Source organism: Myxococcus sp. AM009 (genome assembly GCF_013372605.1).
Lineage (GTDB): Bacteria > Myxococcota > Myxococcia > Myxococcales > Myxococcaceae > Myxococcus > Myxococcus vastator.
This window is the reverse complement of the sequence record NZ_JABXEP010000042.1, coordinates 1-23,829: the sequence shown is the minus strand read 5'-3', so window position 1 is coordinate 23,829 and position 23,829 is coordinate 1. Positions and strand designations below refer to the sequence as shown.

Here is a 23,829-nt window from a genome sequence, read left to right as displayed (position 1 = left end):
CATCGAGGCGCGCCCAAGACTAGACGCAAACTCGGATATTAGGAAAAACCTGGACCGCCACGACACTGCCCCCGCTGCGGACAGACGCCGGGCAGGCTGTGGCCCGGCGTCTTCATTCCCGGCGATTCGAGTCGAACCGTCAGGCGCTCAGCCTTCGCTCACTGCCGCGTCGCGGGGGCGTCCGCCTCCGTGATGGGGCAGTTCATGACGCACTCATCGAAGCGCTGGAAGCAAACCGACAGGTGCCCCCCCGCGCCGATGCACTGCTCGAGCCGCATGTCACACTTGGCGACACAGATATTGGGGTGAACCACGGCCGCCTCGACTTCGGTGGGCGAGGAGTCCTCCAGGCCGCCTTCGACACCACCACAGCCCGCAAGCATCCCCGTCGCCAACACCACGGCCATGACAATGGACTTCACCTGCATGACTCCTCCTTTTGAGACCTGTCCGAAATGGAAGGTAATCTCAGGATACAGGTTTCGCTGTCATGTCTCGAAATCGAACTGTGTCGCACCGGGCGCAATCCCTCACATTCCGGCTCGGCGACGGAGCGCGGGCGCCCCCCGGCGTCCCGGAGTCCGCGCCTGGGTGTCGGCCACCCCGACACAGCGTGCGGACTCCCGGAGTCCGCGCCTTGTCGCGGCGGCGCCCTGCGTGTTCGTTGTGACATCCCCGCGCGGCGCGGGTAACCTGCCGGAGAGATGAACCCCGCCGCCAGGGCCGACATGGAGTCACGTGCCGATCGCGCCCTGCGCCGCGGCGAGCTCACCGAAGCGCTCGGCATGTACGAGTCGCTCGCGCGGGCCTTTCCGCACGACGCGGCGCTCGCCCTCAAGCTCGCCAACGCGCGCGAGCTGCTCCAACCCGCGGAGTTGGCGGTGCTCGAGGCCGCCCGCGCCGAGGCCAGCATCCCCCTCCCCGTGGGCCCCTCCTCCCCCGTCCAGGAAGGCGAGCGCCTCTTCGCGCTGGGCGACTATGCGGGCGCGGCTGCTTGCTACCGGCGCGCGCTCCAGGAGCGCCCGGACAGCGAGCTGCTCAAGGAGCGGCTGATCGAAATCTACGGCCTCGCGAAGGCCATGCCCCTACAGTCACCGACAGATAGGGCGCTCCCCGACAAGCCCGAGCCTCGGCTCCAGGCCCTGCTGGATCGGGTGGCCTCGCGCCGCCGCTTGAAGCGGGACTGAGGAAAAGGCCCGTTTCCACTCGTGAATCCGCCCTGGCCGGTGATTCACGCGTTGCACCCCCCAGGGGGCCCCCCTACAATCAGGTCCGACGTTTCTGTCATGGTGAAGCACCCTCCCTCTGACACCCGCGTCCGACCTGTATGCCCCGTCCCATGAGACTCGGAGTCCTGACCGGCGGTGGCGACTGCCCCGGCCTCAACGCGCTCATTCGCGGCCTCGTGAAGCGGGGCACGCACGAATTCGGCCACGCGTTCGTGGGCATCGAAAACGGCTACATGGGGCTGGTGGAGCCAGGGCTCGCCCACCCGCTCACCGAGGAGGACACCCGCGGCATCCTCCCCAAGGGCGGCACCATCCTGGGCACGTCCAACAAGGCCAACCCCTTCAGCTACGCGACCCGTGAGGACGGGCGGTGGGTGGAGCGGGACGTGTCCGACCAGGTCCTGCGCCGCTGCGAGGAGCTGGGCCTGGACGGGCTCGTCGCCGTGGGGGGGGATGGGACGCTGTCCATCGCCCACCGGCTCGTGGAGAAGGGGCTCAAGGTCGTGGGTTGTCCGAAGACCATCGACAACGACCTGTCCGGGACGGATCAGACGTTCGGCTTCGACACCGCGCGGCTCATCGTCACCGAGGCGCTCGACCGCCTGCACTCCACCGCCGAGGCCCATGACCGGGTGATGGTGGTGGAGATCATGGGCCGCCACGCCGGCTTCCTCACCTTGGAGAGCGGCATCGCCGGGGGCGCGGACGTCATCCTGATTCCGGAGATTCCGTACAGCGTGGAGGCCGTGGTGGAGAAGCTCCGCCGCCGCTCCACCCGCCGTCGCAGCTTCTCCATCATCGCCATCTCGGAAGGCGCGTTCCCCCAGGGCGGCGAGCTGGCCGTGCTGGACGCGGCGGAGGCCATTCCCGGCCGGGGCGTGGTGCGGCTCGGCGGCTCGGGGAAGGCGCTGGCGGACCTGCTGGCCCGGCACATCGAAGCGGAGATTCGCGTGACGGTGCTGGGCCACCTCCAGCGCGGAGGCAGTCCCAGCGCGGCGGACCGGGTGCTGGCCACCCGCTACGGCTGCAAGGTGCTGGACCTGGTGAGCGCGGGCCAGTGGGACCACATGGTGGCCCTGCGCGCGGGAGAGATCATCGCGGTGCCGTTGAGCGAGTCGCGCAAGGAGCGCCGGGTGGATCCGGCGGGTGAGCTGGTGCGCTTCACCAAGAGCATGGGCATCAGCTTCGGGGACTGAGGGGACCGCCAACACGCCATGACGACGCTCGTCGGCCGCCATATCGGTCGCTACCGCATCCTCGAGCAACTGGGCTCGGGGGGCATGAGCGTCGTGTACAAGGGGCTCGACACCGCCCTGGACCGTGAAGTCGCGGTGAAGGTGCTGCACCCGCACCTGGCCGGCAAGGACGAGTCCCGCCGGCGGCTGGCCCGCGAGGCCCGCGCGGTGGCCAAGCTGCACCACCCCAACATCCTGGAGGTCTTCGACTTCTCCGCGGCGGATGCCCAGGACGCGTTCATCGTCACCGAGTACATCCGCGGGCAGACGCTGAAGACGTTCATGGACGAGGGGCCCATGGACCCGCCGGAGCTGGCGGCCATGGTCATCCACGAGCTGGCCGCGGCGCTGGCGCACGCGCACGAGTCCGGCGTCATCCACCGCGACCTCAAGCCGGAGAACGTCATGGTGCGCGAGGACGGCGTCCTCAAGCTCATGGACTTCGGCATCGCGCGGCTGATGGACATCGAGGAGCGGATGACCGTCACCGGCACGCTGGTGGGCTCGCCGGCCCACATGGCTCCGGAGATCATCGAAGGCCTGGAGGCGGGCCCCGCGGCGGACGTCTTCAGCGTGGGCATCATGTTCTACGCGGCGATGACGGGACGGCTGCCCTTCAGCGCGTCCAACACCACCGCCACGCTCAAGCGCATCCTGGACGGGGACTACGAGGACGCGCGCCGGCGCGTGCCCGCGCTGTCCGACGAGCTGGCGGACATCTGCGCCACCTGCCTCCAGCGCGACCCGGAGCGGCGCTACCCCGACGCGGCCCGGCTGCGGGACGCCCTGGCGGACTACCTGGCCGGCCTGGGCTTCGCCCGCGTGGGCGAGGAGCTGGTGTCGTACTTCGCGGACCCGCCGTCGTACCGGAAGCTGGCCCGCCAGCGCCTCGTCGCCACCCTGCTGGAGCGCAGCGAGCGGCAGCTCGCGGAGAAGCGCACCCCGCGCGCCCTGGCCAGCCTCAACCAGGTGCTGGCGCTGGACGCCACCAACGCGCGGGCGCTGGCGCTCCTCAAGGGTCTCCAGCGCGCCCAGCGCCTCAAGACGTGGCGCCGCCGGGGCCTGCGCCTGGGCGTGGGCATGGCCGCCGTCGGACTGCTGGGCCTGGGCGGCTGGCAGGCCCGCCACGCGAACGTCGCCGAAGCCACCCCGCCGCCCGACGCCACCACGCCCGGACAGGTCGCGGCCACGCCGCCTTCGGCCACGCCTGCCGAGCCGCTCGCCCCCGTCGCGCCTCCTGACACGGCTCCGGCCCCGAAGGAGAGCGCCGGGCGTCCGGCGCCAGGCACGGCGCAGCCGCCCCGCCCGGGGGGAACGGCGCCGCGCCCGGTCAAGGACACGACGGCACCGGGAGGCCTGGCGCCGCGAACGGACGGCGCGCTGGCCGTGGGCGGCGCCGTGCGCGGCCTGGGCACACGCCCCGAGGACGAGGAGGCGCCGCGCAAGCCGCTGGTGCGCAAGCTGCCGGTGTCCATCCTGGTGCGCCCCTATGGCAGCATCCGCGTGGATGACGGCGCGGCCAGCGCCCAGCCGCTGCAGAAACATGACGTGGAGGTGACGCCGGGCCGGCACACCGTCACCATCTCCTGCGACTACTGCGAGGACGTGGTGGACACCATCGACGTGCAGCCGGACGGTGAGAACGTCTTCCACCTGCGCGCCCAGCCCAAGACGTCCCGCCTGTCGGTGGACTTCGAGCCCGCGGGCGCGCTGGTGCGCGTGGGCGACCAGCTCCGCTCCGCGGAGGACAGCGTGAAGACGCCCTTCGAGGTCCGCTCTCCGCGAGGCCCGGCGGGCTTCCAGCACACCGTCGTGGTGGAGGTCTCCCACCCCGGCTACGTGTCGGAGCGCCGCGAGGTGCGGCTGCGGCCGGGCGAACCCACCACCCTGCGCGGGAGCCTCCGCCCAGAATGAGCCGCCGCCTCCCGCTCTTGCTCACGGCGCTGATGCTGCTCGCTCCGGCCGCCACGCGCGCCCAGGACGCCGGGGATCCGGAGGTCGCCGCGCTGCGCGCCAGCTTCGAGTACGGCAAGTACGCGGAGGTGATGGACCGCGCGGGCTCGCGCATCGACCGGGGCGGCCTGGACGAGGACGACCTGGCGGAGCTGCACAAGCTCGCGGGCCTGGCGGCCTTCAACCTGGGCCGCACCGACGACGCCCGCCGTCACCTGCGCGCGCTGCTCCGGTTGGATCCGGACTTCAGCCTGGACCCCTTCGTCGTCCCGCCGCCCGCGGTGGCCTTCTTCGACACGCTCAAGGAGGACATGGACACGGAGCTGGACTTCCTGCGCCAGGAGCGACGGCTGCGCCAGGAGCGCGAGAAGGCGGAGGCCGAGCGCCGCGAGCGCGAGCGCCTGGAGGCTGAGGTCCAGCGCCGCCGCGCCGAGGAATTGGCGTCCCAGGTGACGGTGCGCACGGTGGAGAAGCGCAGCTTCCTGGTCAACTTCGTCCCCTTCGGCGCCGGCCAGTTCCAGCAGGGCCGCAACAGCCTGGGCATCGTCTTCGCCGCCACCGAAGGCGTGCTGGCGGTGACGAGCATCATCTCCTTCTTCGCCTACGAGGGGCTGTTCGAGGAGCGCACCATCGACCTGGACAACGTGCTGGACCCGGACGGCCGGGCCTCCGTCACGGTGCGCTACATCCCCACCAGCCGGGCCCAGCAGCGCGACGCGTGGCAGCTGCTCAAGCTGTCGTCGGCCGCGGGCTTCTACGCCATCTACGCCGTGGGCGTGGTGGACGCGCTGTTCCACCACGAGGACCAGGTGGTCCGCAGCACGGTGGAGCCTCGCGCCGCCCCCCCCACGGCGCCGTCCTCTCGCCCCACTTCCGCCCGCGCGACGGCACCGAAGACGTACACGCGCGTGGGCCTCTACCCGACCCCCGGCGGACTCGGCGCCGGTCTCACCCTCTCCTTTTGACGGAGACACCCTCCAGGTACGTGAAGCCATGGCCAGCCTCACCGTCCGCACCCCCGATGGCAAGGTCCGCGCCGTCTCCCTGCACAAGCGCCTCACCAGCATTGGCCGGGGCCCGGACAACGACATCCCGCTGGAGGACACCTCCGTGCCCGCCAGCGCCCTGCACGTCACCTTCGACGGCACGCGCTACGAGGTGGGCAGCCTGGGCGCCACCTTCCACGTCAACGGCAAGAAGCGCGACGCCCATGCGCTCTCCACCGGCGACGTGGTCCGCGTGGGCCACACCGAGCTGATCTTCGCTCGGGACGACGCCCCCCGTGCCCCACCTCCGCCCATGCCCGCTCCGCGAGAGCTGGTACACACGTCCAATCCGGACTCGCACACCTCGGAGCTGCCTGGCGTCCCCGGCCGCGAGCTGCTGCTGCTGCGCCGGCTCACCGCGTTCAGCGAGCGGCTGCTGGGGCTCTACGATTTGGAGCGCCTCCTGGAGGGCCTGATGGACGAGGCCATCGAGGTGACGCGCGCCGACAAGGGCTTCCTCATCCTGATGGAGAACGGGGAGCCGCGCGTGAAGGTGGCGCGCAACGTGTCCCGGGAGAACATCGAGGACGCGGTGGAGAAGGACAAGATCTCCGACTCCATCATCGCCAAGGTGGTGAAGGAGCAGAAGGCGCTCATCGTCGCGGACGCGCTGGACTCGCCGGAGTTCAACAAGAGCGACTCGGTGGTGAACCTGCGCGTCCACTCCGTCATGTGCGTGCCGCTGATGCAGAAGGGCGACCTCTTCGGCGTCCTCTACGTGGGCAACGACCGGCTGGTGAACCGGTTCGAGCCCAAGAGCGCGGACATGCTCACCATCTTCGCGGCGCAGGCGTCGCTCATCCTCCAGAACGCGATGCTGGTGAGCGACCTCAAGCTCGACAACACCGAGCTGCGCCGCAAGCTGGAGGACCAGCGCTACGGCGACATCGTCGGCGCGTGCCAGGGCATGCGGGACGTGTACAAGCGCATCGACAAGATCGCCCCCACGGACATCTCCGTGCTCATCACCGGCGAGACGGGCACCGGCAAGGAGCTCATCGCCCGGGAGATCCACCGCCGCTCGCCACGCGCGAAGGGCCCCTTCATCACCATCAACTGCGGCGCGATTCCGGAGAACCTGCTGGAGAGCGAGCTGTTCGGCCACGTGAAGGGCGCCTTCACCGGCGCGGTGGCCACCAAGGCCGGCAAGTTCCAGGCGGCCATCGGCGGCACGCTCTTCCTGGACGAAATCGGTGAGATGCCCCTGCAGCTCCAGGTGAAGCTGCTGCGCGCGCTCCAGGAGAAGATTGTCTACAAAGTAGGCGACAACCGCGGCGAGCCGGTGGACATCCGCGTGGTGGCGGCCACCAACAAGGTGCTTGAGGACGAGGTGAAGAAGAACACCTTCCGCGAGGACCTCTACTACCGCCTCAACGTCGTCACGCTGAAGCTGCCGCCGCTGCGCGAGCGCGGCGAGGACGTGGTGGTGCTGGGCCGCTTCTTCCTCCAGAAGTACGCCCGCGAGTTCAGCTCCAAGGCCCGCGGCTTCACCCCCTCCGCCACCGTGTCCATGCGCAAGTACGGCTGGCCGGGCAACATCCGCGAATTGGAGAACCGGCTCAAGAAGGCGGTGGTGCTCGCGGACAAGCCGCTGCTGGGGCCGGATGATTTGGACCTGAAGCCGGAGAACCTGGAGCCCATCATGCCGCTGCTCCAGGCCAAGGAAGAGTTCCAGAAGCGTTACATCAACGAGGTGCTGGCCCGGAACAATGGGAACCGCACCAAGACGGCCAAGGACCTGGGAGTGGACCCGCGCACCATCTTCCGGCATCTGGAGAAGCTGGAAGCGGAGAAGTCGGGCCGGCCGCTGCCGCCCGAGGAGGGAGACGAGCTGCTCTAGGGGAGCGGCCCGTCCGTGAAGATGGAAGCCACGACGCGGCGACAGGCCTGGAGACGAAAGCTGGGGCTGCTGCTGGCCACGGGCTGCGCCGCGTCCGGCTGCCTCATCCCCCAGGACGACACGCTGCTGGACTCCGTGCCGGAGTTCATGAACCGGCCGCCGCGCATCATCGACAGCCTCGTCGCGCCCCAGCAGCGCTTCATCCCGGACTTCGGCGCGGACGGCTGCGACCTCACCTTCGAAGTGGCCGTCGAGGACCCGGACGTGGACGACCGCATCGTCGTGCACTGGTACGTGGACTACAACCCGCAGGACCCGCGCGGCCCCTACCGTCAGTATGAGCTGGCCAGCACCCGCGAGCCCCGGCGCTCGGACCGGGGCACGCTGCTCATCAGCCTCGCGTCCGCCAACAACCCGCTGGGCACACCCGGCCCCCACCTGGTGGAGGCGCTGGTGAGCGACGCGGAGCTGGTGGACCGCGTGGTGCGGCCCCGGCCGGTGCAGCTGCCGGACGGCACCACGCTCGACAACCCGGGCTTCGTCGTCACCTATTCGTGGGTGGTCAACACCGTCCAGGGAGACTGCCGGTGAGGCGCCAGTGGCCGCCGCGGCGACTCGCGTGGACCCTCCTGATGTCCGGCCTGTCCGGCACCGGCTGCGTGCTGCTGGAGGATGCGCCGGACCCCAGCCAGCTGGTGTGCCGCGCGGACAGCGACTGTGCCTCCAACGAGGTGTGCTTCCCCGACGGGTGCGGCGACCCGGGCCGGGACATCGTGGTGGAGGTGACGCCCAACCCCCATGACGGCCTGCACGCGCAGGACTTCCCCGTGGACGCCATCCGGCCGGAGCTGAACCTGGCGCTGTTCGGGCCCGCCACCGTCCAGGGCAGCACCGTGCGCGCCACCACGCCCGGGGGCGGCGCCCCGCATCCCTACAACGAGCCGCTGCACCTCACCGCCCGCGGGGAGAGCGCGCTGCTGCCGGGCGTGGCGCGCCTCTTCACGGCCGACCTGGTCCCCGTCAACGGCGCCTGGGAGCTGCCCGTGGGGACCGGGACGTACACGGTGACGTTGGAGCCGGAGGACCTGGGGCTGCCACCGGTGCGCGGCGCCGCCACCGTGTCGCCCGGCGGCGCCGTGCCCCTGCAGTTGGTGTTGCCCGCCCCCAACCAGGTGGCCCGGCTGGAAGGCCGGGTGGTGCGCCAGGGCGCGCAGCCGGTGGACGCCGCGCTGCAGGTCCAGGCGCTGGACGCGGACCTGACGCCCCTGTCCCAGCGCGTGCCGGTGGCGCGCGGCTCGGGCGACTTCTCCCTGGCCCTGCCGCTGGAGGCCTCGCAGCGCACCAGCCTCCTGGTGCGCGTGACGGCGGCGGGCGACGCGTGGGTGCCGCAGAAGACGTTCACCGTGGACCCCCGCGAGCCGCTCACCGCGCCGCTGGAGCTGGGGGACCATGGCGAGCCGGTCCAGGTGTCCGGCCGCATCCTGGGACGGGACGGCCGGCCGGTGGTGCGGGCCTCGGTGTCCCTGCGTGGGCCCGTGGGAGGCGGCGGCACGTACCAGGGGCCCCTGGTCGTCACCGACGGGGAGGGCCGCTTCACGGTGGAGACGCTCCCCTCGGGGCCGGGCGGCACCCTGTCGCTGGTGGTGGTGCCGCCGTCAGGCTCCACCGCGGGGCTCACGGTGCAGTCGGTGGAGGTGCCTCGCACCGGCGCGGTGCTGCCGGACGTCGTGTGCCCGGACCGGCGCATCATCCGGGGGACGATTCTCCAGACGGACAACACCACCCCGGCGCTGGGCGTGAGGGTGCTGGCGGATCCGGTGGGACCGGTGCCGGGCTGGCCGCGTCCCCCGGCGGGCGGCGAGTCCCTGGGTACCACGGACGATACGGGCGCCTTCCGCCTGGGGTTGGATCCGGGCATCTACCGCGTGGACTTCATCCCCACGGAGAACCTGCCCCGCGTCAGCCGCGTCATCACCGTGCTCCCCGGCGACGACGCGTCCGAGCAGGTGCTGGCCACCTTCCCGCTCCAGCGCGGCCGCACGGTGCGGGGCCTGGTGACGGAGGCCGGAGCGCCGTCGCCCTACGCCTCCGTGCGCTTCTACCGGGTGGCGGACCTGGGAGGGCGCCCGTCCCCGGTGCTGCTGTCACAGACGGTGTCGGACCACCTGGGCCGCTACACCGCCCTGCTGCCGGTGCGCTGATTCAGGGCAGCCGGCCGGCGCCAGGGTTGCGGCCCGCGGCGCTCAAGGCCTCGTGCAACGAATCCACCGCGCCGCCCACCTCTCCCGCGTACTGCACCGCGTGGATGGCGTAGAGGTCCTGCACGCGCACCAGGCGGCGGAACACCTCGCGCAGGGGGGCGCGCTCACGCGAGTCGAGCGCGCATTCGGACTCCCGCACGCGGAGCTTCTGCAGCCACGCGGTGCGGAAGCGCATCCATTCCTGGTCAACGCTCTTGGCGGGAGACACGTTCACCAGCTTCTCGCGCCCGCTCTCCAGTTCCGTCCACAAGGCGCGCGCGCCGTCCAGGCACTCGCGGAACGTGAGCGCCACGGGGGCGGGAGGCAGCTTCTCCGGCGTCATGGCCAAGACGGAGCGGCCGACACTCCAGATGAGCCACAGCGAGAACAGCGTGGTGAGGAGGATGTAAATCCCATACGCGGCACCACGAAAGCGGCGGTAGCGGGGATCTTTCCGGGGGTCGGGAGCGGACACGGGGCCCACGTCTTATGACCGTGGACCCCGCGTGGCAACGCTTCCGTGTGTCCACCGTCCGGTGGATGGGGCGCCGGGCCCCAGGGCGCTACTGGCCGGGCTGGCTGGTCGCCTGGGGCGGAGCCGCGGGCGCCGGGTTCATCAGGCGCTTCACCGTGGCGATGCGCCCCCGGAACTGCGACTGGTACTGGCTGTTCAGGTAGGAGCCCGCCGCGTCACGGGCGATCTCCAGCGCCTTATCGTACTGGCCGACCTCCTGGTAGGAGTGCGCCAGCAGCAGCATGGCGTAGTCGCGCGTCTTCGACTTGCGATCACCGTCCACGAAGCGGGCGAGCAGCGGCACGGCCTTCTCGTGGTTGCGGGTGTTGTTGTAGGCCGTGCCCAGGAAGAAGGACGCGTCCAGCGCCTGGTCCTGCGGCGGGTTCATGGCCAGGAACCGCTCCATGTTGGAGATGACGCCGTCCATCTCGTTCTTGCGGAAGGCGATCTTCCCCTGCTCGAACGCGGCGTCGCCCGTCTCCCGGCGCAGCACGCCGGCGCGGTCATTCAGGGCCTGGCGCTCCAGGGTGCTCAGCCGCGACGTGTCCAGCTTCACCAGCGCGTCAATGCCCTTGAGGCGCTCATCGCCGGGCAGGCTGGTCATCATCTTGTAGACCTTGTTCGCCTCCTGCTGGACCGCCTGGTGCGCCGCGGTGTCCGCGCGCTGCTTCTCCAGTTGGCCGGAGAGGTCGGCGACCGTCTTCTCCAGGCGCTCCTTCTCATTGGTGGCGCTGGAGCTGCGCGCGCTGGTGATCATCAGCGCGGCGCCCACGGAGATGACCGCGAACAGCACGTAGGCCACCGCGGACGACAGCCACTGGCGCTTCTGGAAATCTTCGTGGCGTTTGCCAACCGCCTTCACCTCCGCATGGAGGTTCTTGAGCAGGTTGTCGCTCTTGATGACGAGGTTGCGTGCCTCGACGATCTCACGGCGCAGATCCGTGAGCTCCTTTTCCACATCCGTTTTCGGCTGGTCTGGCATGGACATCTTCCTAGGCCCGGAAATGATCTCGGCCGATTCGCGCATCGTAAGGAGTTCTCCCGGTCATGCGGCGATAATTTCCGCAGCGGAACAGCGCTGCTGAGCCCATGCATTTCCCAGAAGAAGGGCGACAGCGCCCGCTCGCCTGCCACCCCTCCGGAGCTACAGGCTCCCGGGCAGCGGCCGTGATGGCTCCGCTGGAAAGCTGTACGTCACGCCCAGCGAGAGCCAGCTCCCTCCCAGGCTGAACGAGCCGACGCGCGCAGTGGACGGCCCCACCGGACCTCGGAGGAACGCGAGCCGGTAATCAGCGGTGATGCCCCAACGCGGCGTCAGGCGCAACGTGGCGCCGACGTTGCCCATCCACGTCTGGGTGGTGATCTCCTGGAGCGCCTCCCCCTTGCGCTCCGACGAGGCGAGCGTGGGCCCCGTCAGCAGGCCCGCGAAGGGCACGAGCCCATGCGGGCCCAGCTGCGGAAGCACCGTCTGGAAGCGCAGGCCGATGAGCGCCCCGTAGCCCAGCACGTCCACCTGCCGGGCCTGCGGCGGCCCGCCGTCGACGCCCGGCTCGTTGAGGTACAGGCGGCTCTGCGTGCCGAACAGGTCGATGCCCACCTCCAGCAGGTCGGAGATGGCGTAGGCGAAGGACCCCACCACCGTGGGCCCGCCCGCCACTTCCCGGGCACGCGGCAGCCCCTGGTTGGCGGAGCGCGAGTACCAGCCGTCGTAGAGCGTCTTGTTGGGGGTGATGCGCCAGCCGCCCTGGATGGTGATGCGGCCCACCCCATCCAGCGAGGTGGACACGTCCTCATCGCCGTAACCGTCATATTGAGCGGCGGCGGGGGCGGAGAGCAGCAGTGCGAGCGGAAGAAGGCGGCGGAGCATCAATGGCGGCTTTGGCGTCAGGGGCGCTTGGGGCTCAGCGCGATTTCCAGGAAGGTGGTCCGCCGGCGGCGCAGCGATGCGACGAAGCAGCGCACCACGCATCCGGCGCCGAACTCGCGCAGCACCACGCCGAGATTCGCCACCACGTCCCGCAGGGTGATCACACCGTGCATGTGCCCGCTCCTGTGCGCTGCGGAGGTTGGCCTGGGTGCTACAGGCGTGTGGCGCACGCTAACAGGGGGTCCCCCCCCGTCAATTTTCAGGGCGCTCAGCGGGCGCGCCGCTCCAGCTCCAGCAGGGGAATCTCCAGCACCACCACCGTGCCGTGGCTGCACGGGGGATGGAAGTCGGCCCGGTCCAGCTCCCCGAGCAGCGCGCGGAACTGCGCGTCGGAGAGCGGCGCCGCGCCGGCCTGCCTCGCGGCGTGGCACGCCATCACCCGCACCGCCTCCGCAAGCGACACCGTGTCCAGCGTCGCGCTCTTCGGTGGAAGCGCCCGCGCCAGGGCTTCCAGCAGCGCGCGCGCGTCCGCGCCTTCCAGTCCCGGCGGCACCGTCTTCAACGCCACCGTGGTGCCGCCGAACGGCTCCACGTCGAAGCCCAGGCGGGACAGGGCCTCCCTGCCCTCCACCAGGGCCTTGGCCGCCGCGACGGGCAGCTCCAGCGTGGTGCCGAAGAGCGTGGGCGCCGGAGGCGGCTTGCCGGACTCCAACGCGCGCAGGTAGCCCGTCAGGCGCGCGCGCTCCAGCGCCGCGTGCGGGTCCATCACCACCAGCGTGCCCCCCGGCCCCTCGCAGAGGTGGAAGCGGCCGCCCAGCATGCCCAGGGGCCGCAGCGCGCCGAAGTAGCCCGGCGGGGGGGCCTCGTTGAGCTGCGGCTGCGCCTGTCCGAAGGCGGGGGCCTGCCCCACCGCGGCGGCGAAGGGCAGCGCGCCCGGCCGAGCCCCCTGCCCCAGGGGCGGCGCCCCCGGACCGGGCCCCCCCGGCGCGTCCATGGCGGTGGGCAGCGGGCCACCCCACGCGGCCTCCTGGGCGCGGGTGAGGAAGCGCTCCACGGCGTGCGCGTAGTGCGCGGCGTCCATGGGCTGGCCGGCCTGGGGCCCGGCGCCCTCCACGCCCGAGCCCAGCCACGGCGCGGCGCGCAGCATGCGGCTGAGCGCGGCCGTCACCGCCTCCTGGACACCCCGGGCGTCGGCGAAGCGGACCTCCTGCTTCTGGGGGTGCACGTTGACGTCCACCGCGCGCGGGTCCACGTCGATGTGCAGCACCACCACGGGCTGGCGCCCGGCGGCGAGGAAGTCCTGGTACGCGCGCTGGATGGTGCCAATGAGGCCGCGGTCCCGGATGTAGCGGCGGTTGACGAAGGTGTAGAGGCCGCGCGCGTTGTTGAACGTGAACTCGGGCGAGGCGGCATACCCCGTGACGGCCACGCCCAGCCGGCGCTCCTCCACGGGGAACAGGTGCGGATGGGCCGTGGAGCCCAGCGCCGCGGCGATGCGCTCGCGCGGGTCATCCGGGCAGGCCGCGCTGGAGAAGAGCGTGCCGCCCTCGTGCGAGGCGAAGAAGCCCACCTCCGGGTACGCCAGGGCCAGGCGCACCACGGCCTCCTCCGCGTGCTTCAGCTCCGTGTCGCCCCGGCGCAGGAACTTGCGGCGCGCGGGCACGTTGAAGAACAGGTCCTCTATCGTGATGACCGTGCCCGTCCTCGGCGGCGCGTCCTCCACCAGCGGTGGCCCACCGCCCTCCACCGACACCCGCGTGCCCACCTCGGAGCTCGCGTCCGCGGTGTGAAGTGTGAACCGGGAAACGGATGCGATGGCGGGGATGGCCTCGCCCCGGAACCCCATGGAGTCGATGTGGAACAGGTCGTCCAGCTCGCGCAGCTTGCTGGTGGCGTGGCGCTCCAGGCAGGCCACGGCGTCCGTGCGCCCCATGCCGTGCCCGTCATCCGACACGATGATGCGGTCCACGCCCCCGCCGTCCAGCTCGACGCGGACCGTGCTGGCCCCGGCGTCAATGGCGTTCTCCACCAGCTCCTTCACGACGGAGGCGGGGCGCTCCACCACCTCGCCGGCGGCGATCTTGTTGATGAGGACGTCGCTGAGGCGGGCAATCCGGGACATGACGGCCGGACACCCTCCGCCACCCAGGCGACGTTGTCCAGCAACACAACAGGCGTCGCGGCTGACAATCCCAGGCGGCTGGGCTAACACACGACGCCGCGTATGGACGTGTCACGACCAGGCAAGGGGCGGCTGCGCATCGCGGTGACCGGCGCGAGCGGCGACTATGGACGGCTCCTGCTGTCGCGGCTGGACCAGGACCCCGACGTGGAGAGCATCCTCGTGCTCGACGTCACCCGGCCGGAGGGCGACAAGGTGGAGTTCCACCGCGTGGACCTCACCCGGTACGACGCCGAGAGCGAGCTCACCGACGCGCTCACCGAGCGCCCCGTGGACGCGCTCTACCACCTGGCGTTCCTGTTCGGCCCCATCCGCAACGGCTCCCTGGCGCACGAACTGGAGGTCATTGGCACCATGAACGTGCTGACGGCGGCGGGCCGCTCGCGGCTGCCCCGGCTGGTGGTGCCCTCCATGACGGCCGTCTACGGGGCGCGCGGCAACAACCCCGCCCTGCTTCGCGAGGACTCAGCGCTCCAGGGTTGCCCGCACAGCCGCTTCGTCACCGACAAGGTGGAGGTGGAAGGCCAGGTGCGCGCCTTCCGGGAGCGGCATCCGGACATGCGCGTGCTGGTGCTGCGCTTCGCGCCGGTGCTCGGTCCCTCGGTGGACAACCCGGCCACGCGCTTCTTGAAGAACCCGGTGGTGCCCACGCTGATGGGCTTCGATCCGCTCTGGCAGGGGCTGCACGAAGACGACGCCGCGCGGGCCCTGCACTTGGCCCTGCGCGCGGACGCCTCCGGCGAGTTCAACATCGTGGGCCAGGGGGTGATGCCAATCTCCGGGCTCATTCAGCGGGCGGGCGCGCGGCCGCTTCCCCTGCCAGGGCCCTTGTTCCGCGCCGGCCTGCATACGTTGGACGCCGTGGGCGCGGGCACGTTGCCCGTGGCCCTGCTCGACTACATCCATTACTCATGGGTCGCTGATGGCGAGCGCGCCGAATCCGTGCTCGGTTTCATCCCCCTCCACCATGTCAGAGACGCCGCTGCGGCGCTGAAGAGGAGCTAGTCATGGCCAAGGGCGTCCTTGGGAACGATCCCTTCAAGCGCGGCGCCGCGTCGCGCCCCACCGAGGCTTCCACGCCGGGTGGCGAGGAGAAGGCCGCCGCCGCGGAGACGGTGACGAAGAAGCAGCCGGGGAATGGCGGGACGGCGGCCGCGAAGGCCGGTGGCAAGGCGGCCTCCGCGAAGTCGCGCAAGCACGAGGGCAAGAAGGCGCCCGCGAAGGCCAAGGGCGGCAAGGCGGCCGGAGGCAGGAAGGGCGCCGCGGCTGCCCGGCCTCCGGCGCAGGCCTCGGGGACGCGGCCCCCCCGGGATTCTGCCCACGGCGCCGGCGACGCCGCCCTCCCCCTCCGCGAGCCCGCGGCGGCCACGCCGCTCACGCTGGACGCACCAGCCCCCGGCCCGGTGAACGATGCCGGAGCCCCCACGTCGAAGCAGCGCGACGTGGACCATGCCCTGGCGGAGGCCCTTGCCGCCGAGGTGGCCGAAGCCACCGCCACCGCCGCGGTGGACGCGGCGCTGGGCGCACAGCCCGGCCCCGACGCCGAGCTTGAGCGGCTCATGGCCACGGAGCTCGCGACCGAGCTGGCCGAAGCCGCGGTGGAGGAAGCACTGGAGCAGGGCCCACCTGCCCAGCCGCTGAAACAGGAGCAGGAGCTCGCCGCGGCCGTGGCCGCGCAGGTGGCGGACAGCGCGGCGCGGGCCGCCATGGACGAGGGGCGTGCCCACCACGCCACACCGGAGGCTCCGGCCGTCACCCGGTGGGAGCAGGAGACGTCCGTGCGCGTCGTGGTGACGGAGGAGGCGGACACCTCCGCGGTGGAGCCGGAGGTGGAGCTGCCGGATGCCACGCGCGACGAGTTCCCGCCCGGCCGCAGGGGCCCGCTGTCGCTGGTACCGCCGCCCGCCGCGAGCGCGGGTGAGTCCTATCGGGAGGCCTTCTCTCCGGAGTTCGGACGCGGTGAGCCCGAGGGCGTCCGTCCCCTGGCGGAGCGCGCCGTGGCGGCCCTCTCCCTGGCCCGTGACATCGCCGGGCAGGCGCTGGCGAGCGAGAGCCTGGCCCGGGCGATGCTCGCGATGGGCGGGCTGAAGGACATGGTCCGCGCGGGCCTGGGCACCGGCGGTGGCGCGAACCTGGACGCGTACGGCAAGGACCCGTCGCTCGTCGAGCGGCTGGAGCCCGTGCTCGAGTTCCTCTATTCGCAGTACTGGCGCGTGTCCGTGCAGGGCGTGGACCACGTGCCGCCGGGCGCGGCCATCCTGGTGGCCAACCATTCAGGCGCCCTGCCCTACGACGGGCTCGTCATGTCCATGGCGCTCACGCGTGAGCGCCCGGACCTGCGCGAGCCGCGCTGGCTGGTGGAGGACCAGGTCTTCCACGCGCCGATGGTGGGCACGCTCTTCAACCGCCTGGGCGCCGTGCGGGCCTGCCCGGAGAACGCGCTGCGGCTCCTGGACGAGCACCGCCCGCTGGTCGTCTTCCCCGAAGGCTACCAGGCCCTCAGCAAGCCCTTCGGTGAGCGGTACCGCCTGAAGCGCTTCGGCCGCGGCGGCTTCGTGAAGCTGGCGCTGCGCACTGGCGCGCCCATCGTCCCCGTGGCCATCGTCGGCGCGGAGGAGACGTCGCCCCTGCTGGGCCGCATCCCCGCGTCCTTCCTGGGCCTGCCCTACGTGCCCCTCACGCCGCTGGGCCCCCTGCCCCTGCCGGCCAAGTGGAGCATCCGCTTCGGCGAACCCATTGGCGTCGAGGGCCTCGCGCCCGAGGCCGCGGACGACCTGGGCGAAGTCCAGCGCCTCACCGAGCGCACCCGCGAGGCCATCCAGAGCATGCTCCAGTCGCTGCTGCGCGAGCGCCGCTCCGTCTTCGCGGGCTGAAGCGCGAGGCGCCTGGACAGGCTCGAGGTGGGCTGGAGCCTCAGCCCACCACGCGGTTGCGACCGGACGTCTTCGCCTCGAAGAGCTTCTCGTCGGCGTCGCGTACCAGCTCACCCGACTCGCGGTGGTGTGGCTCCAGCACCGCGAGGCCCACGGACACCGTGACGGGGATCGCCTGCCGGTCGAACTCGAAGCGCTGCTTCTCCACCAGCCGGTGCACCTTCTCCGCGAGCTGGCGCGTGCCGGCCAGCGACACCTCCGGCAGCAGGATGGCGAACTCCTCGCCGCCGTAGCGCGCGAACACGTCCTCACGGCGGATCTTCGTGCGCACCGTGGACGCCAGCTGCTTGAGCACCGAGTCACCCGCCAGGTGCCCGTACTTGTCATTCACCGCCTTGAAGTGGTCGATGTCCAGCAGCACCAGCGACAGCATCCGCTCGTAGCGGCGGCTCCGCGAAATCTCCCGGTCCAGCTGCTCGTCGAAGTAGCGCCGGTTGTAGATCTGCGTGAGGCCGTCCATCGTGGTCAGCCGGTAGATTTCGTCGTGGTACGCGGCCTCGATGTTGCCGCCGGCGATGTACTTGAAGATGGTGCGGCCAATCTTCACCAGGTCGCCGTTGCGCAGCTCGCGTCCACCCTCCGCCAGCTCGTCGTTGATGAACGTCCCGTTGGTGGAGCCCAGGTCGCGGATGCGCACGCCCTCGCGCGAATTGGTGATGCTCGCGTGGTTGCGGCTGACCGACTCCTGGTCGATCTGGATGTCCGCCTTGGACGAGCGCCCGATGAGCGTCTCCTCCGACGTGAGGTCGAACTTGCGCCCCAGGTCCAAGCCGTAGATCACCACCAGCGCCGCGTCGAGGTTGACCGGCCGGTCGGAGATCTTCGAGATGACCGTGACGACCGTCTCCTTCTGCACCTTGCCTCCCGGGACAACAACGCTACCACCCGGCAAATCAAGAAAGCGAGTCAGTGCATGGGAATCCAGGTGGGTGTTCCCGCACTCGGGCCTCAGGGGATGTCGACCTGCCGGGTCGCGGTGACGAGCGGGCGCAGGGGGTCACCCTCCGGGTCCACCAGGGTGGCCACCAGCGACACGCCCAGCCCCGAGCATTTCGCCGGGAGCTGCAGCTCCGCCTCGCCGCGTCCCGGCGCCACGGGGGCGGCGGCGAACAGCACCTGGTCGTCGCAATCCGTGCCGCCCCGCAGGCTGACGCGCACCTGGCCTTCGCTCCCTGAACCCGTGCCCAGGCGGAAGCCGGAGACGCTCACCCGCACCGCGCTGCCTCGGGCCAGCCGCTGCCCATCCGCCTCCGGATGGCGCCACGTCACCTCCGGCCGGCCCAGGCTCAGCGTGGCGACGGCCTCCGTCAGGTCCGCGAGCCGCTCCACGCCCAGGCCCTCCGCGGCCACCAGGCGGGACGGGCCCTGCCCCATGCGCCGGTCCAGGCCCCGCACGCGCAGCGCCTCCACCTGGAGCTTCGCCCGCGCTGGCTGCAGCAAGCCGTCGAAGGTGCGGTCCTCGAACCCCAGCGGCGGCCGGGGAACGACGACGCCGCCGTCCGTGTCGTCCGGGTCCATCAACACCGTCCAGCGGCGGCCGGCGCGGTCGGTGAACTCGGCGCGCACCACGCTGGCCCGTCCGTCCACCTGGGCCTGGAACTCGCGGCCGTCGAGCTCGCCGTGGGCGTCCCCGTCGAAGTTGTAGCGAGCGGACTCCGGAAGGGAGAGGAAGCTCAGCCCCGCGTCCACGGGCCGCAGGCCGTCCGGGTCGAACTCCGGCCTGGGCAGGTTCGCCACGAGCGCGCTGGTGGCCACCGTGCCGTCCTGGGCGTGGGCCCCCGACGTGGCGGACACCACCAACCGGTACGGCAGTCCCTCCAGGCCCCGGTGCGTGGGCGCCATGCGAACAGGCACCAGCCCGGGCCGGAGCAGCCGCGCATCGGCGTCCGTGTTCGGGTCGGCCGGCGCCACGTTGGCCGCGGCGCCCAGCCCCAACGGCACCATGCCCCGGCCCGGGACCGCCACGGTGGCCAACACGTAGGCGCGGTCCAGGTGCGCGCCCCGGTACTGGGGAAGCGGCGGCACACGCACGGCGAAGGGGAACGACAGCCGCACGCCCGGCGTCTCCCGTTCGAAGGGCAGCGCCTGCGCGTACTCCGCCGCACCGGTATCCGGCTCGCCGGTCAGGATGCCGGGCGTGGGCGCCAGGGTGAAGCGGGCGTCACGCGACAGCGCCGACAAGAAGCGCGTGGAGCCGGGCACCAACTGCCCCAGTTGCAGCAGCGGATCCATCCCCGGCGCCAGCAGGTTGAGGGGGAGCTCGTTCAGGGGGAGCGCGCCCGTCAGCGCCCAGGCCGTCCGCGTCCCACAGGCGCCCGTGCGAATGGCCAGCTCCGCGTCCAGCACGCCGGGCAGCGAGTCGTCACACACCCCCGCCACGCCCGGGGCCGCGACGTGCGGCATCGCGCTGCCCGCCAGCCACAGCGCGCTCCCCGACGGCAGCGACAGGCGGTCCGGGCCAGTGCCCAAGGGGAGCGCCACCTCGCGCTCCGAGCCCAGGAAGGACTCGGGGGCCAGCTCGGAGGGGAGCCCCGGCACGGACAACCCCACCAGCCCCACGCGCAGCGAGACCGCCGTCGAGGAGGGCTCCGTCAGCGTGGGGAAGGGGCCCGCCACGCCGCCGAAGCGGTCCAAGGGGTTGCGGCGCAGGGCCATCCGCACGTCGCGGAACTGGCTCGCGTCGTGGCGCGCCAGCGTCAGGTAGCCGTAGTCGGGGTGGAAGGCGGAGAGCGCCACCTTGCCCTCCGCGGGCACCCAGGCGGCGCCGTCTGCGTTCGTCACCATGGCCGCTTCCAGGTCGCCGTCCTCACCGGACACCGCGACGACGGCCAGCGGCACCGGGCGCCCGGTGAGCGCATCCACCACCAGCACGCGCACCCCACCCGGGGCCACCTCGGCGGGCAGCACGGTGACGCGCGCATGGCAGGAGGCGCTGCCCACCCGGGCCGCCAGCGCCAGGTGCTCCGAGGCGGGCTCGCCCAGCACGACGGAGGCCTGGTGGCCCTCTCCGCCCCCGACGACGGAGGCAGACAGCGCCTCCCACGCCACGCCGTCACGCAGCACCAGCGGCGCGCCCGTCGCTTCGCGCACCCACACCCGGAAGTCCACCGTCATCCCCGAGGTGCCCACGACGACGTCCGGCGTCACCTCGCACCCGACGGCCCGGGATTCGGACGGCGGCGAGCCACACGCTCCGTCACGGCACACCTCGCCCGAGTCACAGTCCGTGTCGGCGGCACAGACGACGGGCACGCACCGGTTCATGTCGCATTGGCAACCGGCGCCGCCTGCCTCGTCACACGCGGCCAGCGCATGAGGGCCCCGCCGCGCCTGGCCGCAGTCCTCGCGCGTCAGGCAGGCGGGCTCGCAGCGCGAGGTGGCCGAATCACAGAAGAAGAGCGCGGGGTCCAGGCAGTCCTGATCGACGGAGCAGTACGCCCCCTGTGGGAACGGCCCCACGGGGAGGTCTGTCCCCGTGTCCATGTCGCCACAGCCACTCAGGCACAGCAGGACACAGGCCAGGCAAGCCAGCACGAGGGGACGGGGTGTGGGACTCATACGGATGCGGCTCCGGGGGGACCGTCCGCGACCTTACAGGCAGGACGCGCGCTGCGCGACGGTACGCGGCGCCGGCCGCCGCCCTTCGAGCCCCATCATAGCCGGTCCGCCCGCCGCGCGCCCCTCCTCCGCAAGCGAGAGTTGGCTTTCGGGGGCAACGGATCGATGATCGCCCCCCTGATGGCCCGTGGTGAACCCAAGTCCCTGGAAAGTCTCCTTCCCCGCGTCCTGGCACGCCTGGCGGGAGAGTCCGGCAAGGGCCACGCGCTGGCGCCGGTGTGGGCGGCGGTGGTCGGTCCGCACCTCGCGCGCAACACCACCCCCCAGGCCCTGCATGGAACCACCCTGGTGGTGGCGGTGACGGGCGCCCAGTGGGCCCAGTCGCTGGAGTCCGAAGCGGCCTCGCTGTGCGAGCAGCTCAACGCGCGGCTCGGCCCCGGCACGGTGACGGCCCTCTCCTTCACGTTCCAGGTGGCGCGCCGATGATGATGGCCCTGTTGGCGCTCAGCGCCTTCCTGGCCGCCGCGCCGCCGACGTCGTCCGGCATGGAACGCAGCGCCGCCCAGCACGTCAGCCGCGAATTCGAGCGCGTGGGACGGCGCGTCCCGGTGGAGGACCCGAAGCTGACCACCGCCGCGCGGCGCCTGGCGCACGAGGCCCTCACCGAATACACCACCGGCGCGCCGGGCCTCTTCACCCTCACCTCCGCCGTCAGCGACGCGGGCGCGGCGGATCCCTCCCCTCGGGCGCTGGTCATCCGGGCGTGGGTGCCACGGCACGCCATCGAGACGTTCCTCGACCGCGATGACTTCAACAGCGAGCGCGCCTCGCACTTCGGCGTGGGCGTGTCCGTCCTCGGCGAGCGCGCGGCGCTCGTCCTGCTGCTGGTGGACCGCAAGGCGGAGCTCCAGGACTTCCCGCGCCTCATCGCCCGCGACCAGCGCTCGGCCATGACGCTCTGCGGCGCCCTGGTCTCACCGCTGCGGCGGGCAGAGGTGTACGTCACCCTGCCGAACGGCGAGGTGAAGCTCATGCCCGTCCAGAACCGGGGCGCGCGGGGCGGCTTCTGCAGCCGGCTCGCCTTCGCCACGCCGGGCACGTACACCGTGGAGGTGGTGGGACGCGCGGACGGAGGACCGGAGGTGGCGGCGCTCTTCCTGGTGGACCAGGGCGAACCCCGCAAGCACGCCGCCCGCGAGGACGCCGCCGAGCCCACCACGCTGGAGGACGCCCGCCGGGCCGTCTACGAGCGCATCAACGCCCTCCGCCGCGCCCACGCGTTACCCGAGCTGTCCCCCGACGCCGCGCTGGAGCAGGTGGCCCTGGACTACAGCGCGCGCATGTCGAAGGAGGGCTTCTTCGCCCACATCGCGCCGGACGGCTCCACGCTGACGAAGCGTCTGCCGGCGGGCGCACGCTATGTGCGCGCGGGAGAGAACCTGGGCCTGGCCGCGGGGCCGCTGGCGGCCCACTTCGGCATCGAGCACAGCCCGGGCCACCGGCGCAACGTGCTGGACCCGGGCTTCCGCTTCATGGGCGTGGGCGTGGCGTTCCACACGGTGAACGGGCGTCAGGAGGCCGTCCTCACCGAGGTCTTCACCGTCGCCCCGCCCGCTTCGCCGGCGCTGGCGGACCCGCGGCAGGAGGCCTACGACGCGCTGAGCCGGCTGCGAGCCACCCTCAAGCTGCCGCCCCTGACGCGCAACGCCGCCCTCGAGACACTGGCCCGCGCCCACGCCAGGCGCGCGCTGGAGCTGGACCAGCCCTCTGCCCAGCCCGGTGAAGCCCCGGTGCACGACCGCGTCTTCGAGCTGTTGCCCGACGCGGGAACAGCGTCCGTGGACTTCTTCGTGGTGTCGGACCCCACGGCGCTTCCGGAGTCCCGCAGCCTGGCCGACGCCACGAACAACCGCGTGGGCGTGGGCGTGGTGCGGGGAGACTCCCGCCGCTTCGGCACGAATCAATACTGGGTGGCCGTCATCTACGCGGCCGTCCCCTGAGGTCCCGCACGCAGACGCCGTGCGGGGTGCCCCCGGTGGGTGTGACCAGGGGCGTCAACGCCAGGAACCCCGCTCAGACAGGCCGGCGCTGCGTGGCGTAGGCCTCGAGCCCCATCTGCGGCGGCGCCACCTGCTGATACATGGGGCACTTCATGCAGGTGAACGACTGCCAGCCTCGCCGGACGGCTTCATCCAGGCAGTTGTCATACTGATGACAGTTGAGGTTGCGGTGGGTCTCGACGCCGGCACGCTTCGGCCCGGCTTCGGGGTTGATGGTTTGTGGCAGATCGGCTGGACACGGCTTCATGAAGCCCTCCCTCTGAACTGTTTCCCCCCCGAGCGCTGTGAACGAGCAGTGCTACCTGACGACAACGACTGGACCCGCCATGCGACGACGGACCGGAGTGGCGCTGAGCGGCGGCGCAAGGTAGTGATTCACTCCGGGTGACGCAATGGGTCGGCTGTTCCTACCCAAGTGCACGTAATCGCCTGGACGCTTTCAGCGAATGACATCGGGTGCTGAACAGTCAGGACTGGCCCGACACCGCGCGGATCTAGGACTTGTCGCGCCCGCTGTCAAACCACCCTCCCTCCAGGGCAAGGGGAATGATCGGTGTGTGCGTCTCGTTGGCAGGCCGCAAAGCCGCGTCGTGAAAGGAAGACCACATGAGTTTGAGTGGGTGGGTCGTGGGGGTGGTTGCGGGGATGTCGCTGGGGCAATCCCCCGCGACGCTGGAGGCCGTCCGCCTCCACAAGCCGGATGCGGCGGCCCTGGCGCGCGCGGAGCTGGCGGCCTGCGCCGCGAAGAAGTGCGACGACGCGGGGCGGCTGGCGCTGCTCGCGGGGACGCTCGCCCTCTCTGATGGCCAGGCCGCCGAGGCAAGGGAGCTGCTGGCCGCCTGGCCCGCCCCTCCACTGCTGGCGCCGTACCACGCCTTCTACCTGGGCCAGGCCCGCTTCTACGCCGGGGACGCCGCGGGGGCGGCGGAGGACTTCGCGCGCGTGCTGGAAGCCAAGGCGCCCGCGGAGCTCGCGGCCCGCGCCCGCGCGCGGCTGGGCGAATCGCTGCTCAAGGCAGGCAAGCCGAAGGACGCGGCCCGGGTGCTGGAGGACGCGGCCAAGGCGTCGCCCACCGTGGAGCTGCTCTATCAGCGGGCCCTGGCGCGAGGCGGCTCCGGCAACCGCGCCGGGCAGCGCGCCGACATGCTGACGGTGGCCCTGCGCTTCCCCAC

General features: G+C 71.7%; 20 protein-coding genes and 1 pseudogene. 12 read left to right on the top strand and 9 right to left on the bottom strand.

Going from position 1 to position 23,829, the window contains the following annotated elements; genetic code table 11:
- Positions 1–158 precede the first annotated feature (158 nt).
- A complete protein-coding gene (locus tag HV824_RS13170; protein ID WP_176423414.1) occupies positions 159–428 on the bottom strand; it encodes a hypothetical protein in 270 nt (89 codons plus the stop codon).
- A gap of 276 nt (positions 429–704) precedes the next feature.
- Here HV824_RS13170 and HV824_RS13165 point away from each other — a divergent pair, with 276 nt between their 5' ends.
- From HV824_RS13165 to HV824_RS13135, 7 genes are all read left to right on the top strand, one after another.
- Complete coding sequence (locus HV824_RS13165; protein WP_176423413.1) at positions 705–1,187, top strand: tetratricopeptide repeat protein; 483 nt, start codon at positions 705–707, stop codon at positions 1,185–1,187.
- Positions 1,188–1,339: 152 nt separating this feature from the next.
- Complete coding sequence (locus HV824_RS13160; protein WP_176416243.1) at positions 1,340–2,425, top strand: 6-phosphofructokinase; 1,086 nt, start codon at positions 1,340–1,342, stop codon at positions 2,423–2,425.
- Positions 2,426–2,443: 18 nt separating this feature from the next.
- On the top strand, positions 2,444–4,378 hold the full coding sequence (locus HV824_RS13155) for a serine/threonine protein kinase (protein ID WP_176416242.1): 1,935 nt from the start codon (positions 2,444–2,446) through the stop codon (positions 4,376–4,378).
- Positions 4,375–5,382: a hypothetical protein gene (locus tag HV824_RS13150; protein WP_176416241.1), complete on the top strand. Its 1,008-nt coding sequence runs from the start codon at positions 4,375–4,377 to the stop codon at positions 5,380–5,382. The genes HV824_RS13155 and HV824_RS13150 overlap by 4 nt, the downstream gene beginning before the upstream one ends.
- A gap of 28 nt (positions 5,383–5,410) precedes the next feature.
- Positions 5,411–7,303, top strand: a complete 1,893-nt coding sequence (locus tag HV824_RS13145; protein ID WP_176416240.1) for a sigma 54-interacting transcriptional regulator — start codon at positions 5,411–5,413, stop codon at positions 7,301–7,303.
- A gap of 21 nt (positions 7,304–7,324) precedes the next feature.
- The gene (locus tag HV824_RS13140) at positions 7,325–7,894 is read left to right on the top strand and encodes a hypothetical protein (RefSeq protein ID WP_176416254.1); all 570 of its coding nucleotides are present in this window, start codon (positions 7,325–7,327) and stop codon (positions 7,892–7,894) included.
- 41 nt (positions 7,895–7,935) lie between these two features.
- Positions 7,936–9,504: a carboxypeptidase regulatory-like domain-containing protein gene (locus HV824_RS13135; RefSeq protein ID WP_255208005.1), complete on the top strand. Its 1,569-nt coding sequence runs from the start codon at positions 7,936–7,938 to the stop codon at positions 9,502–9,504.
- A 1-nt stretch (position 9,505) separates the two neighbouring features.
- On the opposite strand, the gene HV824_RS13130 is transcribed toward HV824_RS13135, so the two are convergent.
- The 5 genes from HV824_RS13130 to mutL form a co-directional block, all read right to left on the bottom strand.
- Positions 9,506–10,018, bottom strand: coding sequence for a hypothetical protein (locus HV824_RS13130; RefSeq protein ID WP_176416238.1), 513 nt, complete (start codon positions 10,016–10,018; stop codon positions 9,506–9,508).
- A gap of 88 nt (positions 10,019–10,106) precedes the next feature.
- Positions 10,107–11,084 (bottom strand): tol-pal system YbgF family protein, encoded by a 978-nt coding sequence (locus HV824_RS13125; RefSeq protein WP_176416237.1) that lies wholly within the window; start codon positions 11,082–11,084, stop codon positions 10,107–10,109.
- A gap of 117 nt (positions 11,085–11,201) precedes the next feature.
- Positions 11,202–11,924, bottom strand: coding sequence for a hypothetical protein (locus HV824_RS13120; protein ID WP_176416236.1), 723 nt, complete (start codon positions 11,922–11,924; stop codon positions 11,202–11,204).
- A gap of 17 nt (positions 11,925–11,941) precedes the next feature.
- Complete coding sequence (locus HV824_RS13115) at positions 11,942–12,097, bottom strand: hypothetical protein (RefSeq protein ID WP_163884409.1); 156 nt, start codon at positions 12,095–12,097, stop codon at positions 11,942–11,944.
- A gap of 95 nt (positions 12,098–12,192) precedes the next feature.
- On the bottom strand, positions 12,193–14,046 hold the full coding sequence (gene mutL, locus HV824_RS13110) for a DNA mismatch repair endonuclease MutL (protein ID WP_176423412.1): 1,854 nt from the start codon (positions 14,044–14,046) through the stop codon (positions 12,193–12,195).
- A gap of 102 nt (positions 14,047–14,148) precedes the next feature.
- On the opposite strand from mutL, the gene HV824_RS13105 reads away from it, so the two are divergent.
- Both HV824_RS13105 and HV824_RS13100 read left to right on the top strand, forming a co-directional pair.
- The gene (locus HV824_RS13105) at positions 14,149–15,111 is read left to right on the top strand and encodes an SDR family oxidoreductase (RefSeq protein WP_176416234.1); all 963 of its coding nucleotides are present in this window, start codon (positions 14,149–14,151) and stop codon (positions 15,109–15,111) included.
- A 2-nt stretch (positions 15,112–15,113) separates the two neighbouring features.
- Positions 15,114–16,979 carry a lysophospholipid acyltransferase family protein gene (locus tag HV824_RS13100; protein ID WP_176423411.1) on the top strand — a complete coding sequence of 622 codons (1,866 nt, stop codon included), beginning with the start codon at positions 15,114–15,116 and terminating at the stop codon, positions 16,977–16,979.
- A gap of 40 nt (positions 16,980–17,019) precedes the next feature.
- On the opposite strand, the gene HV824_RS13095 is transcribed toward HV824_RS13100, so the two are convergent.
- Together HV824_RS13095 and HV824_RS13090 are read right to left on the bottom strand one after the other, a co-directional pair.
- On the bottom strand, positions 17,020–17,895 hold the full coding sequence (locus HV824_RS13095; protein ID WP_176416232.1) for a GGDEF domain-containing protein: 876 nt from the start codon (positions 17,893–17,895) through the stop codon (positions 17,020–17,022).
- Positions 17,896–17,987: 92 nt separating this feature from the next.
- Positions 17,988–20,522: a carboxypeptidase-like regulatory domain-containing protein gene (locus HV824_RS13090; protein ID WP_255208004.1), complete on the bottom strand. Its 2,535-nt coding sequence runs from the start codon at positions 20,520–20,522 to the stop codon at positions 17,988–17,990.
- Between the two features lie 255 nt (positions 20,523–20,777).
- Here HV824_RS13090 and HV824_RS13085 point away from each other — a divergent pair, with 255 nt between their 5' ends.
- Positions 20,778–21,083, top strand: a complete 306-nt coding sequence (locus HV824_RS13085; protein ID WP_176416230.1) for a DUF721 domain-containing protein — start codon at positions 20,778–20,780, stop codon at positions 21,081–21,083.
- Positions 21,083–22,597 (top strand): CAP domain-containing protein, encoded by a 1,515-nt coding sequence (locus tag HV824_RS13080; RefSeq protein WP_176416253.1) that lies wholly within the window; start codon positions 21,083–21,085, stop codon positions 22,595–22,597. Before HV824_RS13085 ends, HV824_RS13080 begins: the two co-directional genes overlap by 1 nt.
- Positions 22,598–22,670: 73 nt before the next feature.
- Here HV824_RS13080 and HV824_RS13075 read toward each other — a convergent pair whose 3' ends face one another.
- Positions 22,671–22,904 carry a hypothetical protein gene (locus tag HV824_RS13075; protein ID WP_002636478.1) on the bottom strand — a complete coding sequence of 78 codons (234 nt, stop codon included), beginning with the start codon at positions 22,902–22,904 and terminating at the stop codon, positions 22,671–22,673.
- A gap of 359 nt (positions 22,905–23,263) precedes the next feature.
- Here HV824_RS13075 and HV824_RS13070 point away from each other — a divergent pair.
- Positions 23,264–23,829: pseudogene (locus HV824_RS13070) on the top strand (lytic transglycosylase); the annotation flags it as partial.

Coding starts and splice junctions, on each gene's coding strand:
- HV824_RS13170 (WP_176423414.1), bottom strand. CDS start 428: ATGCAGGTGAAGTCCATTGTCATGGCCGTGGTGTTGGCGACGGGGATG.
- HV824_RS13165 (WP_176423413.1), top strand. CDS start 705: ATGAACCCCGCCGCCAGGGCCGACATGGAGTCACGTGCCGATCGCGCC.
- HV824_RS13160 (WP_176416243.1), top strand. CDS start 1,340: ATGAGACTCGGAGTCCTGACCGGCGGTGGCGACTGCCCCGGCCTCAAC.
- HV824_RS13155 (WP_176416242.1), top strand. CDS start 2,444: ATGACGACGCTCGTCGGCCGCCATATCGGTCGCTACCGCATCCTCGAG.
- HV824_RS13150 (WP_176416241.1), top strand. CDS start 4,375: ATGAGCCGCCGCCTCCCGCTCTTGCTCACGGCGCTGATGCTGCTCGCT.
- HV824_RS13145 (WP_176416240.1), top strand. CDS start 5,411: ATGGCCAGCCTCACCGTCCGCACCCCCGATGGCAAGGTCCGCGCCGTC.
- HV824_RS13140 (WP_176416254.1), top strand. CDS start 7,325: ATGGAAGCCACGACGCGGCGACAGGCCTGGAGACGAAAGCTGGGGCTG.
- HV824_RS13135 (WP_255208005.1), top strand. CDS start 7,936: ATGTCCGGCCTGTCCGGCACCGGCTGCGTGCTGCTGGAGGATGCGCCG.
- HV824_RS13125 (WP_176416237.1), bottom strand. CDS start 11,084: ATGCGCGAATCGGCCGAGATCATTTCCGGGCCTAGGAAGATGTCCATG.
- HV824_RS13120 (WP_176416236.1), bottom strand. CDS start 11,924: ATGCTCCGCCGCCTTCTTCCGCTCGCACTGCTGCTCTCCGCCCCCGCC.
- HV824_RS13115 (WP_163884409.1), bottom strand. CDS start 12,097: ATGCACGGTGTGATCACCCTGCGGGACGTGGTGGCGAATCTCGGCGTG.
- mutL (WP_176423412.1), bottom strand. CDS start 14,046: ATGTCCCGGATTGCCCGCCTCAGCGACGTCCTCATCAACAAGATCGCC.
- HV824_RS13105 (WP_176416234.1), top strand. CDS start 14,149: ATGGACGTGTCACGACCAGGCAAGGGGCGGCTGCGCATCGCGGTGACC.
- HV824_RS13100 (WP_176423411.1), top strand. CDS start 15,114: ATGGCCAAGGGCGTCCTTGGGAACGATCCCTTCAAGCGCGGCGCCGCG.
- HV824_RS13090 (WP_255208004.1), bottom strand. CDS start 20,522: ATGGACACGGGGACAGACCTCCCCGTGGGGCCGTTCCCACAGGGGGCG.
- HV824_RS13085 (WP_176416230.1), top strand. CDS start 20,778: ATGGCCCGTGGTGAACCCAAGTCCCTGGAAAGTCTCCTTCCCCGCGTC.
- HV824_RS13080 (WP_176416253.1), top strand. CDS start 21,083: ATGATGGCCCTGTTGGCGCTCAGCGCCTTCCTGGCCGCCGCGCCGCCG.
- HV824_RS13075 (WP_002636478.1), bottom strand. CDS start 22,904: ATGAAGCCGTGTCCAGCCGATCTGCCACAAACCATCAACCCCGAAGCC.